Annotated in this window: 17 protein-coding genes; 14 read left to right on the top strand and 3 right to left on the bottom strand. The window is 42.2% G+C overall.

The window, feature by feature from the left end; all coding sequences use genetic code 11:
• The first annotated feature begins 46 nt into the window (after positions 1-46).
• From H150_RS0112595 to H150_RS0112550, 10 genes are all read left to right on the top strand, one after another.
• Complete coding sequence (locus H150_RS0112595) at positions 47-436, top strand: hypothetical protein (RefSeq protein WP_026353708.1); 390 nt, start codon at positions 47-49, stop codon at positions 434-436.
• Positions 433-1,761 carry a tRNA (N6-isopentenyl adenosine(37)-C2)-methylthiotransferase MiaB gene (gene miaB / locus H150_RS0112590; RefSeq protein WP_026353707.1) on the top strand — a complete coding sequence of 443 codons (1,329 nt, stop codon included), beginning with the start codon at positions 433-435 and terminating at the stop codon, positions 1,759-1,761. The genes H150_RS0112595 and miaB overlap by 4 nt, the downstream gene beginning before the upstream one ends.
• 219 nt (positions 1,762-1,980) lie before the next feature.
• Entirely contained in the window at positions 1,981-2,940 is a 960-nt protein-coding gene (locus H150_RS0112585; RefSeq protein WP_019959413.1) for a transporter substrate-binding domain-containing protein, read from the top strand.
• A 68-nt stretch (positions 2,941-3,008) separates the two neighbouring features.
• Entirely contained in the window at positions 3,009-3,749 is a 741-nt protein-coding gene (locus H150_RS0112580) for an amino acid ABC transporter permease (protein ID WP_019959412.1), read from the top strand.
• A 1-nt stretch (position 3,750) separates the two neighbouring features.
• Positions 3,751-4,425, top strand: coding sequence for an ABC transporter permease subunit (locus tag H150_RS0112575; protein WP_019959411.1), 675 nt, complete (start codon positions 3,751-3,753; stop codon positions 4,423-4,425).
• 8 nt (positions 4,426-4,433) lie between these two features.
• A complete protein-coding gene (locus H150_RS0112570) occupies positions 4,434-5,162 on the top strand; it encodes an amino acid ABC transporter ATP-binding protein (protein ID WP_171461227.1) in 729 nt (242 codons plus the stop codon).
• A gap of 455 nt (positions 5,163-5,617) precedes the next feature.
• Positions 5,618-6,988 (top strand): D-serine/D-alanine/glycine transporter, encoded by a 1,371-nt coding sequence (cycA, locus tag H150_RS0112565; protein WP_019959409.1) that lies wholly within the window; start codon positions 5,618-5,620, stop codon positions 6,986-6,988.
• A 139-nt stretch (positions 6,989-7,127) separates the two neighbouring features.
• Positions 7,128-8,201: a histidinol-phosphate transaminase gene (gene hisC, locus H150_RS0112560; protein WP_019959408.1), complete on the top strand. Its 1,074-nt coding sequence runs from the start codon at positions 7,128-7,130 to the stop codon at positions 8,199-8,201.
• A 76-nt stretch (positions 8,202-8,277) separates the two neighbouring features.
• On the top strand, positions 8,278-9,507 hold the full coding sequence (locus H150_RS0112555; protein ID WP_019959407.1) for a nucleoside recognition domain-containing protein: 1,230 nt from the start codon (positions 8,278-8,280) through the stop codon (positions 9,505-9,507).
• Between the two features lie 166 nt (positions 9,508-9,673).
• Positions 9,674-10,750 carry a hypothetical protein gene (locus tag H150_RS0112550; RefSeq protein ID WP_019959406.1) on the top strand — a complete coding sequence of 359 codons (1,077 nt, stop codon included), beginning with the start codon at positions 9,674-9,676 and terminating at the stop codon, positions 10,748-10,750.
• A 61-nt stretch (positions 10,751-10,811) separates the two neighbouring features.
• On the opposite strand, the gene H150_RS0112545 is transcribed toward H150_RS0112550, so the two are convergent.
• A complete protein-coding gene (locus H150_RS0112545; RefSeq protein ID WP_019959405.1) occupies positions 10,812-11,273 on the bottom strand; it encodes a GNAT family N-acetyltransferase in 462 nt (153 codons plus the stop codon).
• Positions 11,274-11,411: 138 nt separating this feature from the next.
• Entirely contained in the window at positions 11,412-11,738 is a 327-nt protein-coding gene (cyaY, locus tag H150_RS0112540) for an iron donor protein CyaY (RefSeq protein ID WP_026353705.1), read from the bottom strand.
• Between the two features lie 117 nt (positions 11,739-11,855).
• Between cyaY and lptM the strand changes: the two genes are divergently transcribed.
• Genes lptM through H150_RS0112525 form a run of 3 tightly spaced genes read left to right on the top strand, consistent with a single transcriptional unit; the run spans position 11,856 to position 14,111 of the window.
• Positions 11,856-12,044 (top strand): LPS translocon maturation chaperone LptM, encoded by a 189-nt coding sequence (lptM, locus tag H150_RS0112535; protein ID WP_019959403.1) that lies wholly within the window; start codon positions 11,856-11,858, stop codon positions 12,042-12,044.
• Positions 12,045-12,061: 17 nt separating this feature from the next.
• Positions 12,062-13,306 carry a diaminopimelate decarboxylase gene (gene lysA, locus H150_RS0112530; protein ID WP_019959402.1) on the top strand — a complete coding sequence of 415 codons (1,245 nt, stop codon included), beginning with the start codon at positions 12,062-12,064 and terminating at the stop codon, positions 13,304-13,306.
• Between the two features lie 43 nt (positions 13,307-13,349).
• Complete coding sequence (locus H150_RS0112525) at positions 13,350-14,111, top strand: bestrophin-like domain (RefSeq protein ID WP_019959401.1); 762 nt, start codon at positions 13,350-13,352, stop codon at positions 14,109-14,111.
• Positions 14,112-14,179: 68 nt separating this feature from the next.
• On the opposite strand, the gene ffh is transcribed toward H150_RS0112525, so the two are convergent.
• On the bottom strand, positions 14,180-15,541 hold the full coding sequence (ffh, locus tag H150_RS0112520) for a signal recognition particle protein (protein ID WP_019959400.1): 1,362 nt from the start codon (positions 15,539-15,541) through the stop codon (positions 14,180-14,182).
• 109 nt (positions 15,542-15,650) lie between these two features.
• On the opposite strand from ffh, the gene H150_RS0112515 reads away from it, so the two are divergent.
• Positions 15,651-16,469 carry a cytochrome C assembly family protein gene (locus tag H150_RS0112515; RefSeq protein WP_026353703.1) on the top strand — a complete coding sequence of 273 codons (819 nt, stop codon included), beginning with the start codon at positions 15,651-15,653 and terminating at the stop codon, positions 16,467-16,469.
• The last annotated feature ends 744 nt before the right edge of the window (positions 16,470-17,213 follow it).

Genomic DNA, 17,213 nt, shown 5'->3' with positions numbered 1-17,213 from the left:
ATGAAGTTTGCTATCATTCCAATTACATTCTTTGTAAGGTGATGTCATGAAAAAGCTCATAGTAGGAATATTGTTGTTAGTTAGCATGCAAATTGTTTTTGCTGCGCGTGCTTTACCACCGACAATGGATATTGCCGTACTCAAAGCCTCACAAGGCAAAGAGGTGGTTTTATCACCTGATGGGTTTTCATGGTTGAAATTTTTTACTTTGGGCTGGCTAGATCGTTCCAAAGAATTTGAAATGTCTACTGCTGTTAAAGTGCGTGATGAAAGTAACCGATTTATTACTTATGGTCGTCTTTCGCAACACCAGGGCAAATTGGTAGCAGTCAAACGTGACCCCTACAATTACATCAATGAAATTTGGATTTTAACTGATCGTGAACGTGAACAATTTCGTCAAATAGCGAAACAGCGAGAAGCAAATCACAAATGAAGAAAGTATATATTCGCACTTTCGGCTGCCAAATGAATGAATATGATTCAGACAAAATGCTGTCTGTATTGGCCGAAAATGAAGATTTGGAACAAGTTAGCGAGCCTGAAAACGCTGACATTATTTTATTTAACACTTGCAGTGTACGAGAAAAAGCCCAAGAAAAAGTCTTTTCTGATTTGGGTCGTGTACGCAAGTTAAAAGAAAAAAATCCTGAATTGATTATTGGGGTGGGCGGCTGTGTGGCTTCGCAAGAAGGTGAATACATTGTTGAACGTGCACCTTATGTTGATGTGGTTTTTGGGCCACAAACTTTACATCGTTTACCACAATTAATTGATGATAAAAAAGAATCAGGCAAATCCCAAGTTGACATTTCTTTCCCTGAAATTGAAAAATTCGACCATATTCCTGCGGCAAAAGTCACAGGCGGTTCGGCGTTTATTTCTATCATGGAAGGTTGTTCTAAGTATTGTAGTTTTTGTGTAGTACCTTATACGCGTGGTGAAGAATTTTCTCGACCATTGGAAGATGTGTTGACCGAGATTGTTGGTTTGGCACAGCAAGGTGTGAAAGAAGTCAATTTATTGGGTCAAAACGTCAATGCATATCGTGGTGAAATGCCCGATGGCAATATTTGTGACTTTGCACAATTATTGCGCATTGTGCATGAAGTGCCAGGTATCGAGCGCATGCGTTTTACGACCAGTCATCCACGTGAATTCTCAGATGCCATCATCGATTGTTACCGTGATTTGCCTAAATTGGTCTCTCATCTGCATTTGCCGATTCAATCGGGTTCGGATCGAGTATTGTCTGCAATGAAGCGCGGTTATACTGGTTTGGAATACAAATCGATTATTCGCAAATTACGTCAATACCGCCCTGATTTGTGCTTGAGTTCGGATTTCATCGTTGGTTTTCCAGGTGAGACTGAAGCTGAGTTTGAACAAACTTTGAAATTGGTCAAAGATATTGGTTTTGACTTAAGTTATGTGTTCATTTACAGCCCTCGTCCCGGTACGCCTGCGGCAAATTTGCCAGATGATACACCACACCAAGAGAAAGTACGTCGCTTGGAGGCTTTGAATGAATTGCATGAAGCTGAAACTGCGCGCGTGAATCAGTCTATGATTGGTACAGTGCAGCGTTGTTTGGTGGAAGGTGTTTCGAAAAAAGATCCTAATCAAATGCAAGCACGTACTGCCAATAACCGTGTGGTCAATTTTGAGGGTAATCCTCGTTTGATTCATCAAATGGTTGAGTTGGAAATCACAGAAGCATTTACTTTTTCTATGCGTGGTAAGTTGCTTATTAATGATTAATAACTAGCTTATTTGTTTCATGAAAAGCGTCCTGTAAATTTTACAGGACGCTTTTTTTATATAGCAGTTTTAATGAAAATGATTGTCATAGTGAGGCTGCTGTTTTATGATGAAAAAAGCAGTATCTGTTAATTTATGAAAATAAATGTGTAAAACCTCAGGTATGAGTCATAGCAATCAGTTTCAAACAAAGATTATAGATGAATAGGAGTACTACTTATGTTGACGCAAAAAGCAACACGATTGTCTTGTATCGCCATGTTGGTCATGGGTCTGGCCGCTTGTGGCGGTGGTGACAAGCCTGCACAAGGTGCAGCTGCACCAGCATCTGGTACGGCAGCAGCACCTGCTGCGACAGGTGGTGGCACTTTAGATAAAATCAAATCTTCTAAAACCATCGTTTTGGCTCACCGCGATTCTTCGATTCCATTTTCTTATATTGCTGACACGCCCAATCAACCAGTGGGTTTTGCGCATGATTTGCAATTGAAAGTGGTTGATGCTGTAAAAACCAAATTGAATATGCCTGATTTGCAAGTGCGTTACGCTTTGGTAACCAGTCAAAATCGCATTCCATCGATTGCCAATGGTACGGCTGACTTGGAGTGTGGTTCTACTACCAATAACCAAGAGCGCCAGCAACAAGTGGCTTTCTCAACTGGCTTCTTCAAAGTGGGCTCACGCTTGTTAACGTCTACGGATTCAGGCGTGAATGATTTTGCTGACTTGAAAGGCAAAAAATTGGTAACGACTGCAGGTACGACTTCTGAGCGTTACATCAAACCTAAGCAACAAGAATTGGGTATTTCTGAAATTATTTCAGCCAAAGACCATGCAGAATCTTTCTTGATGTTGGAAAGTGGTCGTGCTGCAGCATTCATGATGGATGATATTTTATTGGCAGGTGAAAAGTCTAAAGCCAAAGATCCTAATAAATGGCATATCGTAGGTACTGCACCGATTCATGAAATTTATGGTTGTATGTTGCGCAAAGGCGATGCGGAATTTAAGGCTGTTGTGGATGATGCCATCAAAGCAACTTATGCTTCAGGTGAAATCAATGAGATGTACAAAAAATGGTTTGAATCTCCAATCCCACCTAAAGGTGTGAACTTGAACTTCCCAATGTCTAACGATATCAAAGATTTGATTGCCAACCCTCACGACCGTGATGCGTAATTGGTAGAAAGACAAAAGCAGCTCAAAAGAGACCTTTTGGGCTGCTTTTTATAGTAAGGGAGGTTGATATGAATTACACATGGAATTGGGGTGTTTTGTCACAAGCTACGGGCATTGGTGATGAAACTTATCTCGATTGGATTTTTACAGGTTTAGGCTGGTTATTGACCATTGGTATCATTGCTTGGATTATTGCCATGGCAGTGGGTACAACATTGGGTGTGATGCGTACTTTGCCAAATCCTATGGCACGTAAGGTCGCAACGGCTTATGTGACCGTATTTCGCAATATACCATTGTTAATTCAATTGTTTGTTTGGTATTACGTAGTGCCAACATTGTTGCCAGAGAATATGCGTTTGTGGTGGCTAGATTTGCCATCTAATACGTCTGCTTTGATTTCTGCCAGTATTGGTTTGGGTTTGTTTACCGCTGCACGTATTTGTGAACAAGTACGCACAGGTATTGAATCTTTGCCTAAGGGTCAAAAAAATGCGGGTTATGCTTTGGGTTTTACGACACCGCAATTGTACAAAACTGTGATTTTGCCACAGTCTTTTCGCGTGATTTTACCGCCTTTGAGTTCGGAACTGACTAACTGTTTTAAAAATGCTTCGATTGCTTCTTTGGTAGGCGTATCTGAATTGATTAGCCAAGTCAAAACCATCAGTGAATATACACAAGCGACCATCGAAATTTATGCTTATGCCACATTGGTTTACATTGTGTTGAATTTAAGCCTCATCGCCTTAATGGGCTTGTTAGAACGCAAATTGCGCGTTCCAGGTTTGATTGCGGGAGGTAAATAATATGTTTTTCGATGATTTGGCCATTTCTTGGCCCTTATTGTGGGATGGGTTTTTAAAAACCATCCAAATTGTGATTGCAGCCACTATTGGCGGTGTGTTGATTGGTACTATTTTAGCTTTATTGCGCTTGTCTTCATTTAAGCCTTTTGCTGCGATTGCGAAATTTTACGTTAATACATTTCGTTCGATTCCATTGCTATTGGTATTGATGTGGTTTTATTTTGCGGTACCGTTTATCTATACAGGCATTACAGGTAAATACATTCAAGGCGACATTGCATTTAAATCGGCAGTGGTGGCTTTTATGTTGTTTGAAGCCGCGTATTTTTCTGAAATCGTGCGTGCGGGTATTCAATCGATCAGTCGTGGTCAAACCTTTGCAGCTTATGCGTTAGGTATGACTTATGGGCAAACCATGCGGTTGGTGATTTTGCCGCAAGCTTTTCGCAAAATGTTGCCTTTGTTGTTACAGCAAACCATCATTTTGTTTCAAGATTCGACTTTAGTGGTTGCCATTGGTATTACAGATTTTTTCCGCGCTGCCAATGTGCGTGGTCAAAATTTGGCAGGTGGTATGTTGGAAAGTTACATTATTTTTGCCGGATTGGTGTATTTTGCCATCAGCTTGTTGGCTACATACGGCGTGAAAAAATTGCATGAGAGGTTACGTGTATGAGTGAAGTCATGATTGACATTCAAAATGTCAGCAAGTGGTATGGGCAGTTTCAAGTATTGACCGATTGTAATACCACTATCAATAAAGGTGAGGTGGTGGTGGTATGTGGACCTTCTGGTTCCGGTAAATCCACTTTGATTAAAACCGTCAATGGTTTGGAGGAAATTCAAAAAGGTGACATTATCGTTAATGGTACCTCTATTGCAGACCCTAAAACCGACTTGTCTAAATTACGTAGCCGTGTGGGCATGGTGTTTCAGCATTTTGAATTGTTTCCACATTTGAGCATCACTGAAAATTTGACTGTTGCACAAGTCAAAGTTTTGGGTCGTTCTATGGACGAGGCGAAGAAAAAAGGTTTGGCATATTTGGATCGCGTGGGTTTGAGTGCCCATGCGCATAAATATCCAGCTGAATTGTCAGGTGGTCAACAACAACGTGTGGCGATTGCCCGAGCTTTGTCTATGGATCCTATCGCCATGTTGTTTGATGAGCCGACTTCAGCACTTGACCCTGAAATGATTAACGAAGTTTTGGATGTGATGGTGAGTTTGGCAAAAGAAGGCATGACCATGATGTGTGTCACACATGAAATGGGTTTTGCACGACAAGTGGCCGACCGCATTATTTTCATGGACAAAGGCATTATCGAGGAAGATTGCAGCAAAGATGAATTCTTCGGTGCGCCTCGTGGCGAACGTGCGCAGCAATTTTTGGCGAAGATTTTGCATCATTAAGTGTGAAATTGGGTCTTAAAATTCAAAATATTTTCAAACCTGTTGCTTGCAACAGGTTTTTTTATGGCGAGAGACCTTAGTTTTGTTACAAAGCAAATTGAGAACATTGCTTGATTAAATAAGTCCTAATCACCATGTTTGTTTGATTTAAAAGGCTTGTTTGATGGCTTGTATTTCTTTGTCGTATCAGGGTCTTAAGATTTGGTTTTTATATGGGTCAAATAAAAAGTGCTTAATTTATTTATATATAAATTTTATTTTAAAAAATGGCTTAGAAGGATTTTTTATTCGTTTAGTATATTTTAATGTAGTGGTTTTGATAATTAAAACATGGCAGATATAAAGAAAAAGATATTAAATTATGTTAATGTGACGGTCTTTTCTGCAACTCAATAAAAACAATAGGGTTGCATTAATATCGTCATGGTAAATTGATTTTTAGAAGAGGACTTTTTATGTCTGAGCATCATTCCGAAGGTTTGCAACGAACCTTAAAGAATCGCCATTTGCAATTAATTGCTATTGGCGGTGCCATCGGTACCGGCTTGTTTATGGGTTCGGGCAAAACCATCAGCTTGGCTGGACCATCGGTTTTGTTCACTTATATGATTATCGGTTTTTTCTTGTTCTTTGTGATGCGAGCAATGGGTGAATTGTTGCTGCACAACTTGGAATACAAATCATTTGTGGATTTCTCGGCCGATTTGTTAGGTCCAACTGTGGGCTATTTTGTCGGTTGGACATACTGGTTTTGTTGGGTGGTCATTGGTGTCGCTGATATTGTTGCCATTACAGGTTATGCGCAATTTTGGTGGCCTGATATTCCATTGTGGTTGCCAGGCATGATGTGTATTGCTTTCTTGTTGGCATTTAATATGTTGTCGGTAAAATTGTTTGGTGAATTGGAGTTTTGGTTTGCTTTGATTAAAATCGTGGCGATTGTGGCTTTGATTGGCTGTGGTATTTACTTGATTGCTACTGGTTTTGAAGGTCCAACAGGCGACAAAGCGCAAATTTCGAATTTGTGGAATGATGGTATTTTACCGCACGGTTTGTCTGGTTTCTTTGCAGCTTTCCAAATTGCGGTGTTTGCATTTGTAGGTATTGAATTGGTCGGTACGGCTTCTGCGGAAACAGCGGATCCTCACAAAACCTTGCCTAAAGCGATTAACAAAATCCCAGTGCGTGTGATTGTGTTTTATGTATTGGCATTGTCTGTCATCATGACAGTAACGCCTTGGAGCTCGGTTGCAGCTGACAAGAGCCCATTTGTGAATATGTTTACTTTGATTGGTATTGGTGCAGCCGCTGCCATGATTAACTTTGTGGTATTGACCTCAGCTTTGTCTTCGGCAAACAGTGGTATGTTCTCTACAGGCCGCATGTTGTTTGGTTTGTCTGAAAACAAGTTGGCACCAAAAGCATTTGGTAAATTGTCTAGCAATGGTGTGCCACGCAATGGTTTGATTTATTCTTGTGCTTTGTTGTTGATTGGCGTGGCATTGCTTTATGCAGATGGCGATGTGATGCACGTGTTTACCATCGTGACCACCATTTCAAGCATTGGCTTTTTCTTTGTGTGGACAGTGATTTTGTTGTCTTACTTGAAATACCGCAAAGTGCGTCCTGAAGCACATTTGGCATCTAATTACAAAATGCCATTTGGTGTGCCAATGTGTTATGCGACGATGGCATTTTTTGCTTTCGTATTGGTATTGTTCTGGCAAGAGCCTGATACCCGTATTGGTTTGTTGGCAACGCCTGTTTGGTTCATTGCTTTGGCTTTGTGCTATCCATACTATAAAAAAGGTTTGAAACAGCAATAATTTTGCTGAATTGACCATCACAAGCGTCCTGTAAAACTTACAGGACGCTTTTGTATTGTGGGGCATACGCTTGTGTTTCGGTGTAAAACTCACTACATTATTGTTTTTTGCAGTGCGATGAAAAATGGAAGGAAGTTGTGTGGATTCTGTGTTTTGGAGCGATGGCATTGCGCAATTGCACCCATATGTCCCAGGCGAGCAGCCTAAAATTGCCAATTTGGTCAAACTCAATACCAATGAAAACCCATTTGGTCCGTCACCCAAAGTGATGGCGGCGATAGCACAAGCGGCGCAAAGTGGTTTGCAGTTGTATCCCGACCCACAATCGAGTCAATTATTGGACGCTTTGGCGCAATACCATGAAGTGCATGAAAGCCAAGTGTTTGTGGGCAATGGTTCGGATGAGGTGTTGGCGCATGCGTTTCGTGCCTTTTTCGTCAAACAAAAACCTTTGTTGATTCCTGATATTTCTTACAGTTTCTATACCGTTTATGGCGCATTGTTTGGGATTGAATGTCAAAAAGTGGCGTTGGACGATGGTTTGCGTGTGAACATTGACGACTATTTGGCGATAGATCCAAGCAGCGTCGCAGGTGTGGTGATTGCCAATCCAAATGCGCCAACAGGCGTGGCTTTGCCTTTGTTTGAGTTAGAACGTGTATTGCAACATTTTAGCCAAACTGTGGTATTAATTGACGAAGCTTATGTCGATTTTGGTGCCGATTCTGCCCGCGCTTTGTTAAACCAATATCCCAACTTATTGGTGGTGCAAACTTTGTCCAAATCTCGTTCATTGGCAGGTTTGCGCATTGGTTTTGCGTTGGGTTCAGCCACTTTGATCGATGGTTTGGTACGCGTCAAAGACAGTTTCAATTCTTATCCGCTCGATAAAGTCGCGCAAGCGGCAGCCATTGCCGCGTTTGAAGACGAGGCGTATTTCCAAGAATGTCGCGCGGCTGTGATGGCACAGCGCGATGTGGTGACGGCTGCCTTGCAAGCGCGCGGGTTTGAAGTATTGCCTTCCGCGACCAATTTTGTATTTGCATGCCACCCACAACACCAAGGCAAAGAATTATTGGCGGCTTTGCGTGAGCGTGCGGTATTGGTGCGCCAATTTGAAAAGCCACGCATTGCCGATTTTTTACGCATTACCATTGGCACAGCCGAACAAAACCAAGCTTTGCTAACGGCATTGGATGGTATTTTGGCTTAGTTATAAAATAATGAGCGTCCTGTAAATGTTACAGGACGCTTTTTTTGATGCATGTTTAACGCACAAGGGGAGAAATATGGTTTTGAGTCATATTTGGGTGGCGTTTTTTTTAATCACATTTGTGGTCGCTTGCGTGAAATTGCTCGGCGGCGACACCATGATTTTTGAAAGCATTGTCAAAGCGATGTTTGACAGTGCGGCAACGGGTGCATCGATTTCGTTGGGTTTGATTGGCATGATGACGTTTGCGCTTGGCATTATGAAAATCGGCGAGCGTGGCGGCATGATAGACATTTTTGCGCGTTTGGTTGGTCCATTTTTCAACAAATTGTTTCCTGAAGTGCCAAAAAACCATCCTGCTTTGGGTTCGATATTGATGAATTTTTCTGCCAATGCTTTGGGGCTGGACAATGCGGCCACGCCTTTGGGCTTAAAAGCGATGAAGGAATTGCAAGAGCTCAATCCCAACAAAGACACAGCCAGCAACGCACAAATCATGTTCATTGTTTTGAATGCATCCAGCTTAACGTTATTGCCAATTTCTATCATGGCGTATCGCCAAGAAGCGGGTGCGGCAATGCCTTCGGATGTGTTTTTACCGATTTTGATTGCGACATTTTTTTCTACGTTAGTGGCTTTGCTGACGGTGGCGTGGTGCCAAAAAATCAATTTGCTCGACAAAACCATTTTGGCGTATTTGGGCGGTTTGTCTGCGTTAATCGGCGGCACTTTGTATTATTTTTCAGGTTTACAGGCCGAAGAAATCCAAGTGATTTCGCGCGTGGTGGGTAACTTTGTCTTATTTGGTTTGTTTGTGTCTTTCATTGCCTTGGCATTTTTCAAACGTATCAATGTGTATGAAGCATTTGTCGATGGTGCCAAAGAAGGCTTTCAGGTGGCTGTGAATATTATTCCGTATTTGGTGGCGATTTTGGTCGCCATCGCGGTGTTTCGCGCCTCGGGCACGATGGATTATTTGGTTGGCGGCATTGCTTGGATTGTGGCATCTATGGGCTTGGATACGGCATTTGTCGAAGCTTTGCCTGTTGCGTTAATGAAGCCTTTGAGCGGTTCGGGCGCGCGTGGTTTGATGGTGGAATTGATGCAAACCAATGGTGCTGATGATTTTGCCGCGCGGGTGGCGTGTGTGATTCAAGGTTCTACCGAAACCACGTTTTATGTATTGGCGGTGTATTTTGGTTCTGTTGCGATTAAAAACATTCGCCATGCTTTGCCTTGCGCTTTGTTGTCAGAAGCGGCGGGTGTGGTGGCGGCCATTTTTGTGGCATATATGTTTTGGGGTTAATGACATTGATGGTATTTTAAAGCGTCCTGTAAACTTTACAGGACGCTTTGTTATGGTTTGCACACACAAGCATTAAAAAATGCTACTTAAATAAATGAAGTATGGTCAAGGTGTCGCTGGTCTTACACTGTGTGTTGATTTGCAATGTCATTTTGAGGAGAAACGCATGCGCATTAAAAAACAAACAGTTTCGTCCAATCGCTTACCTGAAAAATGGTTTCGGCGCGGTTTGTGGTTGGTGGCGTTGGTATTTGCCAGTTTTCTAATTGGATTGGGTGGCAAAATTGTCGGTGATTTACCGCAAGTGACGCCTTATCAAAATGTGGATACTTATCTGGATGCACCGCAATACTTACCTTTGCAGCAAGAGCAAAACCGTTTGCAAGCCGAACAAACTCGTTTACAGGCCGCTTCTGAACAAGCGCAATTGACATGGGAGCAGCGGCGCAATCAAACCCAATCTGAGCAATTCAGTTTGAACAATTGGTTGGCGACTCGTGCCGTAACCGAACAATCGGATCAAAATCCTGAAGTGTTGGCGCGTACGCAAAAATTGGATGCGCTCAAGCAGCAAGAGCGTCAAGCGCAAATGGAAGTGGAGGCATTACAGCAACAAAATTTGAATGCCACACAACAATTGAGCGAGGTCGATGACAAAATCACAAAATTGCGAGAACAAGCCCAAAATTTGAAAGATGCAGCAGATCGCCAAATTGAATTGCAAGTGTTTTTATACCGTTTGGCTTTGACATTGCCATTGCTTTTGGTGGCAACGTATTTGTTTTTAAAGCAACGCCAATCCAAGTGGTGGCCGTTTGTGTGGGGCTTTATTTATTTTGCGCTGTTTGCGTTTTTTGTGGAATTGGTACCGTATTTGCCAAGCTATGGCGGTTATGTGCGTTATGGTGTGGGCATTGTGCTGACAGTTTTGATTGGGCGGTATGCTATTGTGGCGATGAACCGTTATTTGGAGCGTAAACAATTGGAAGAAGCCTTGCCCAGCAGCGAACGCCAGCAACAATTGAGTTATGACATGGCGCACACACGCATTGCCAAAGCGGTGTGTCCATCGTGTGAGCGACCAACTGACTTTAACAACCCGCATTTGGATTTTTGTCCGCATTGTGGCATCGGTTTGTTTCATGCTTGTGGTGTGTGCCAAAGCCGTAAAAATGCGTTCAACCAATATTGCCATCAATGTGGGGCGGCAGACACTGTGCTCAGCGCGGCTAAAAATGAATAGCTAATAAAAAGCGTCCTGTAAACCTTTACAGGACGCTTCAATCATATGGCGCAATAAGGGTTTATGCCAAGGCTTTAGAAAAATGAAAGCAATCGGCAATGTAATCATGAGTGAAGTAAAATTTGTGTGCTCGAGAGCGAAACACGCCAGAATCTAAGGACAAATGGCTGCAACCGTTTTCTTTGGCAATGTGTTCACATTGTTTTAAAACTTGTTCACCGACGCCCGTACCGCGCAAATTTTCATCAATCACCAAGTCTTCCAAAAACAAAATTTTGCCTTGATAAGTATTGTGGTGCATGTTGAACAATGCCAAGCCAATGATTTGACCACTTTCATTTTGTACTATCAAAAACTGCTGTCTTTCTGACAGCAATAAAGCGATGTAATCCACATATTTTTCTGCATCGGTCAAAAACTGAGGACGAAGTTGGTTGTGTAAGTGCCAAGCGTCCTGTATTTTTTGTTGGTGTGACGGTAATTGTTGTGGATTTTGAATGTGAGTGTAGTGCAAATCAGACATGAAAAACTTTCCTTGTGAAAAATCTTAAATTAAAACGACTGCCTTAAAACCCACATTCATACGCTTAAAAAACATCTGCTCGTTCTATTCAATAGAATGTAGCAGATGTTTTTGAGTGGAAATGAATATGGGGAAAATTTATTCGGTGTAAGCGGGAATGCTCACTGTATGGTTGATTAAGCTGCCGACTGCTTCAGACAAAACTGTGAAAAACTCGCTGCCGTCACGCGTGGCAACCCAAGCGCCATTTTCAAAATGAAAATGGTAACCGCCGCTTTTGGCTGCAATCCACAACTCTTGGTTGGCGGTGTGGCGGTTGACAATGATTTGTGCGCCATCTTCGTGCTCTATGGTTAAGACATTGCCATTTTTGGTGGTGTCAAACTCGTCAAAGTGGTCGCCAATGTATTCATCAATGTAATCAAAAATGTTTTCTGACAGGCGGACAAATTCTGTTTCGTTCATGCTCATGGTGTCTGACGTTGTATTTTGTTAAGATTGCCCATCTTGCCATGAGTTAAAGTGGAACACAATTGCCATTGCAATGAATCATGGTCAAACCATTATGTGAAGGAATAAGGTGTGAAAGTCATCTGGTTGTGCACTTTGTGCGCATTACTGAGTGCTTGCGGTTACAAAGGCTCGTTGTATCTGCCTAAAGAAAACGACAAGCAAACCTTTGGCGTGATTCAAACCGGATTCGGTATTGATCGTCGTCCTAATCAAGTGCCGCCAACTTTACAAAATGGGCCACAACCTTTTAATTACTAAAGATTAAGATTTCTAACATGAGTTTATTTCAGTCTATCGACAACAGTTTGCATTTTGATCAGGTTTCTTTGGCGCAATTGGCCAAAACTTATGGCACACCTTTGTATGTGTATAGCCAAACGGCGTTAACGCAAGCTTTCCAAGCTTACCAACAAGCATTTGCTAAAAACCAACCATTGATTTGTTACGCAGTGAAAGCCAATGGCAATTTAAGCGTCCTGAAACATTTTGCTTCTTTGGGTTCGGGTTTTGACATTGTGTCAGGTGGTGAGTTGGCGCGAGTTTTGGCGGCAGGTGGCGATGCTGGCAAAGTGATTTTTTCAGGTGTGGGCAAAAGTGCGGCTGAAATTCAGGATGCTTTGCAAGCGGGTGTGTTGTGTTTCAATGTTGAGTCGTTGCCAGAACTTGACCGTATCAATAGTGTGGCAGCAAAAATGGGTGTGCAAGCTCCGATTTCTTTGCGCATCAATCCTGATGTCGATGCGCAAACCCATCCTTATATTTCAACCGGCCTGAAAGAAAACAAGTTTGGCATTGCGTTTGTCGATGCGTTGCAAGCTTATCGTCATGCGGCGAGTTTGGAAAATTTGCAGATTGTCGGTATTGATTGTCACATTGGTTCGCAATTGATTGATTTGAGCCCATTGACCGAAGCGTTAGAGCGTTTATTGGTTTTGGTAGACCAATTGGAAGCCGAAGGCATTGTGCTCCAACACATTGATATCGGTGGTGGCGTGGGGATTGTGTACAGTGATGAAACCCAGCCTGATTTGCAAGCTTATGCAGATTCGGTAGCGCGTTTGTTAGAAGGTCGTCCACAACATTTGGTGATGGAGCCGGGGCGTTCTTTGGTGGGCAATGCGGGTGTGTTGTTAACGCAAGTTGAATTTGTCAAACAAGGAGAGACCAAAAATTTTGTGATTGTCGACGCGGCGATGAATGATTTGATGCGTCCTGCATTGTATCAAGCTTACCATGAAGTGGTGGCGGTAGCGCCGCGCAACGATGTAGAGACTGTTTTGGCAGATGTGGTCGGTCCTATTTGTGAAACAGGAGACTTTTTAGCGCAAAACCGCCAATTGGCTGTGGTTGAAGGCGATCTTTTGGCGATTCAAAGCGCAGGTGCGTATGCTTCATCTATGGCGAGCAATTACAATAGCCGTGGTAAAGCAGCTGAAATTTTGGTATGTGAAGGTCAAGAAACCTTGGTACGTCGTCGCGAAAATGTGAGCGATTTATGGCGTGATGAGATTTTGGCGTAAACAGGATTGTGGATTGGAATGACCTTCGTAAGGGAGTGATGGCATGCATGGTTTTTTCACATGGCACCCATTATGGTTGTTGATTTGTTTTGTAGGCTTGGCAGTGCTTTTGTTTTTGTTTGGTGCAATGTCTTTGCGCCGCTTCATGCGCCAAGCTCAGGCTGACAGCAATACCATGCCTATTCCTGTTTTTTTATCGACTCTGGCCACCACTTGGGCATTGGCGTTTGGTTTTGTCGCTTCTGATATTTGGAGTGTGAATAATCAAGCGGCTCAAGCGGCCAGTGCCGAGCGTTCGTCTTTGAGCCGATTGTTAGGCATGACGCAAATAGAGGCTTTGAATGATGGGATATTGCACCAACAGTTGACGGTGTATCGCAGTTCGGTGTCTCAATTTGAATGGGGCAGAGATTTGAATGCGGCACCCAATAGCGAAGTAGAGCAAGCATTACAAGCCATTCGTATGGGTTTATTGGCTCGCGCTGATGCGGGCAATACGCCTGATACGATTACCGCACGCATGATTGATGATTTTGACGAATTGCAAGACGCACGCAATGAGCGTTTGGCTATTGGAGCATCCAATATCAATGCTTATAAGTGGTGTTTTTTAATTGTGTTTTCATTGCTAGTGCAATTGGCGGTGGCTGCCATACATGCAGATCGCCTACAAGGTGGGCGCAGAGCGGTGGGTTGGTATGCAATCATGGTGGCAATGAGTTTGTATGTTTTGGCTTTGCACGTGAATCCTTATACAGGTGCATCCAGTGTTCATCCACAAATCTTATTTAGTATGCAGCTTTGATAGGGTATTTATTGTATAAAAAAAGCGTCCTGTAAATGTTACAGGACGCTTTTTGAATGTTGGATGGTTTATTGACCTGGCAAAATGCCTTTTAAGCCTTTGGCCATTTTCAACATCTTGCCCATACCGCCTTTGCTAAACTGTTTCATCACTTTTTGTGATTGTTCAAATTGTTTGAGCATTTTATTGACTTCTTGCACCGTCACGCCAGAGCCAATAGCAATACGGCGTTTGCGGCTGGCTTTGATCAAAGCCGGATTGGCGCGTTCTTTTGGTGTCATCGCGTTGATGATGGCTTCCACTTGTCCCATCGCTTTTTCTGCGGTGCCTTCAGGAACATGTTTGCTCATTTCACCAATTTGACCAGGCATTTTCGACATAATAGATTCGATGCCGCCCATATTGCGCATTTGCACGATTTGAGCTTTGAAATCGTTCAAATCAAAACCTTTGCCTTTGTGCAATTTTTTCGCCATGGCAGCAGCGGTTTCTTGGTCGATACCTTTTTGTACGTCTTCAATTAAGGTCAATACATCGCCCATGCCCAAAATACGGCTGGCCAAACGGTCTGGATGGAATGCTTCTAAACCATCTACTTTTTCACCCACACCGATGAATTTAATCGGCTTGCCAGTAACATGGCGCACAGACAAAGCCGCACCACCGCGAGAGTCGCCGTCCATTTTGGTCAAAATCACGCCAGTCAAAGGCAAAGCTTCATCAAATGCTTTGGCTGTATTCACCGCATCTTGGCCTTGCATGGCATCGACCACAAACAAGGTTTCGATAGGGTTGATGGCAGCATGAATTTTTTGAATTTCTTCCATCAATACTTCATCAATGGCCAAACGACCCGCAGTATCGACCATCAACACATCAAAGAAGTGTTTTTTAGCATAATCTTGAGCGTCTTTGGCGATTTGTACTGGATCTTCCCAAGAATTAGATTGGTAAAATTCGACGCCCACTTGATCGGCGAGCAAACGCAATTGTTCAATGGCTGCAGGACGGTAAACGTCGGCAGAAACGACCAAAACTTTTTTCTTTTGGTCATTTTTCAATAAGCGAGACAATTTACCAATGGTGGTGGTTTTACCAGCACCTTGTAAACCTGCCATCAAAATAGTAGCTGGAGGGACTGCTGCCAAGTTTAAGGCATCGTTTTGTTTGCCCATCAACTCAGTTAAAGAGTCATTGACCACACCAATAAAAGCTTGACCAGGTGTTAAGCTGCCCAAAACTTCTTGACCCATGGCTTTTTCTTTAACTGAAGCCACAAAATCTTTGACCACAGGCAAAGCCACGTCCGCCTCTAACAAAGCCATGCGTACTTCACGCAATGCATCCTTGATATTGTCTTCAGTTAAGCGTGCATGGCCACGCATGGTTTTGGCTAATTGACCCAAACGGCTGGATAGATTGTCTAACATGGATATCCTCTAGAGAATTTGTCTGCACCGCAAGGGTGTTCCTGATAAAATCATTCTATTTTACACGACAGGGTGTGTTTGCGACATGAGCGCGCCAGAAAGATTGTCAATGACGCTTGTATTTGTTTGCTTATTGTTCATTTACAGTGCTTTGTCACTCTTTGTTGTCCAGTTTTGGCGTACCAGACCTGCTCACGCATATCCTAAAAAACAAGAATTGATGATTTTATTGCCTGTGTTGGCAATCCATGGTTTTTGGTTGTGGTGGCCGATGGTCGAAGTAGGGCAATTATTGCTAGGCTTTGGACATGCTATAGCGGTATTGAGCTGGATGACTTTGATTTGGTATTGGAGTGGCAGTTTTCTTTACAGGCTGCAAGGATTGCAGCTGTTCTTATTTCCATTAGCCGTATTCAGTTTATTGGTAGATTATTTTGTGCCCAATACCCATGCAGGCATTCAAGTAAGCAATTGGGCATTTGGTAGTCACATTGTTTCTTCTTTATTGGCTTATAGCCTGTTTGCCTTGGCCACTTTATTAGCATGGTTAATGTTATGGCAAAGTCGTCATTTACGGGGCAATCATTTAACTCCAGCGATTTCTTTTTTGCCTCCTTTATTAAGCATTGAAAAACTGATGTTTCAAGCGTTATTGGTTGGCTTTGTGCTACTGACTTTGTCTTTGGCTAGTGGCATGGTGTTCTCTGAGGCTGTGTTTGGACATGCTTTTATGTGGACACACAAAATGATTTTTGGTGTGGTTTCATGGTTGATTTATGCCGTGATTTTGCTATTGCGTTGGCGGCAAGGTATTCGAGGTAAGAAAGTTTCGATTGCTGTGATTATGGGTTTTCTCTCGTTGGTTTTGGCTTATTTAGGTAGTAAGTTTGTTTTTGAAATTATTTTAGCTGGTAGCCGTGTCTTATAGGCTATATCGAGATAATATGACAGCATTAACGCAAACAGGCTGTGAACGGTTAAGTTCACAGCCTGTTTTGTCTATTCTCTTCTCTTTTTCGGCCTTTGTGGTGCTTGGCTCTGTAGTAGATATGGAGTCTGTGCTCGATATCTGCGCTCACTATATGTGATGCATAGAGGGTTGGCAACCAAAAAAAATGTTTTATTACAAAATATTTATGTTTCGATTTTATCAAATAAATGACATTTATTTTTAAATGAAATGGATTTAGAGGCCAATTAAAAAACAATAATTATTTGAATTAATAGGCTTCATGAGTATTAATTGAGGATCTGAGTTTTAAAAATATAACGTATTAACTAATTAATTAATATTGAATTGAAATTCATTTTTTAATCATCTTCTATATCTGTGTTTTTATATAGGTATGGATATTTTTGTAAACTTTGGGCATGGTGGAGTCAGGTGTGATGGTTTTAAAAGATGTGGTATTGAGATACAAAGACCGTTATTGATGGAGTCGCCATAATTTAGAAAGTTTTTTAAGGTGTTTCTGAGTGTAGAAGGAAGTCTTTTGAATTAAAAAATGAATAATTTTATTTAAATGTAAATAAAATTATTAATAAAAACAGAGGATATGGTTTATTTTGAGGATATTTTTACAATTAGGTGTTGACGGGTTTTCGGTGTTTCTGTAATATTCGGTTTCTTCGCTGCTGAGACAGAAACGAAACAGACCAAACGGTCAGCTTC

It is taken from the genome of Vitreoscilla stercoraria DSM 513 (assembly GCF_000382305.1).
Lineage (GTDB): Bacteria > Pseudomonadota > Gammaproteobacteria > Burkholderiales > Neisseriaceae > Vitreoscilla > Vitreoscilla stercoraria.
Note: the sequence above shows the minus strand (reverse complement) of the source record. Positions and strands in the feature narration are given on the sequence as shown.

What these genes read in the sequence shown, in the direction of transcription:
- H150_RS0112575 (WP_019959411.1), top strand. Translation starts at nt 3,751, where the DNA reads ATGTTTTTCGATGATTTGGCCATTTCTTGGCCCTTATTGTGGGATGGG.
- cyaY (WP_026353705.1), bottom strand. Translation starts at nt 11,738, where the DNA reads ATGAACGAAACAGAATTTGTCCGCCTGTCAGAAAACATTTTTGATTAC.
- H150_RS0112580 (WP_019959412.1), top strand. Translation starts at nt 3,009, where the DNA reads ATGAATTACACATGGAATTGGGGTGTTTTGTCACAAGCTACGGGCATT.
- miaB (WP_026353707.1), top strand. Translation starts at nt 433, where the DNA reads ATGAAGAAAGTATATATTCGCACTTTCGGCTGCCAAATGAATGAATAT.
- ffh (WP_019959400.1), bottom strand. Translation starts at nt 15,541, where the DNA reads ATGTTAGACAATCTATCCAGCCGTTTGGGTCAATTAGCCAAAACCATG.
- H150_RS0112515 (WP_026353703.1), top strand. Translation starts at nt 15,651, where the DNA reads ATGACGCTTGTATTTGTTTGCTTATTGTTCATTTACAGTGCTTTGTCA.
- H150_RS0112555 (WP_019959407.1), top strand. Translation starts at nt 8,278, where the DNA reads ATGGTTTTGAGTCATATTTGGGTGGCGTTTTTTTTAATCACATTTGTG.
- H150_RS0112595 (WP_026353708.1), top strand. Translation starts at nt 47, where the DNA reads ATGAAAAAGCTCATAGTAGGAATATTGTTGTTAGTTAGCATGCAAATT.
- H150_RS0112550 (WP_019959406.1), top strand. Translation starts at nt 9,674, where the DNA reads ATGCGCATTAAAAAACAAACAGTTTCGTCCAATCGCTTACCTGAAAAA.
- H150_RS0112570 (WP_171461227.1), top strand. Translation starts at nt 4,434, where the DNA reads ATGATTGACATTCAAAATGTCAGCAAGTGGTATGGGCAGTTTCAAGTA.
- lysA (WP_019959402.1), top strand. Translation starts at nt 12,062, where the DNA reads ATGAGTTTATTTCAGTCTATCGACAACAGTTTGCATTTTGATCAGGTT.
- H150_RS0112545 (WP_019959405.1), bottom strand. Translation starts at nt 11,273, where the DNA reads ATGTCTGATTTGCACTACACTCACATTCAAAATCCACAACAATTACCG.
- H150_RS0112525 (WP_019959401.1), top strand. Translation starts at nt 13,350, where the DNA reads ATGCATGGTTTTTTCACATGGCACCCATTATGGTTGTTGATTTGTTTT.
- H150_RS0112585 (WP_019959413.1), top strand. Translation starts at nt 1,981, where the DNA reads ATGTTGACGCAAAAAGCAACACGATTGTCTTGTATCGCCATGTTGGTC.
- cycA (WP_019959409.1), top strand. Translation starts at nt 5,618, where the DNA reads ATGTCTGAGCATCATTCCGAAGGTTTGCAACGAACCTTAAAGAATCGC.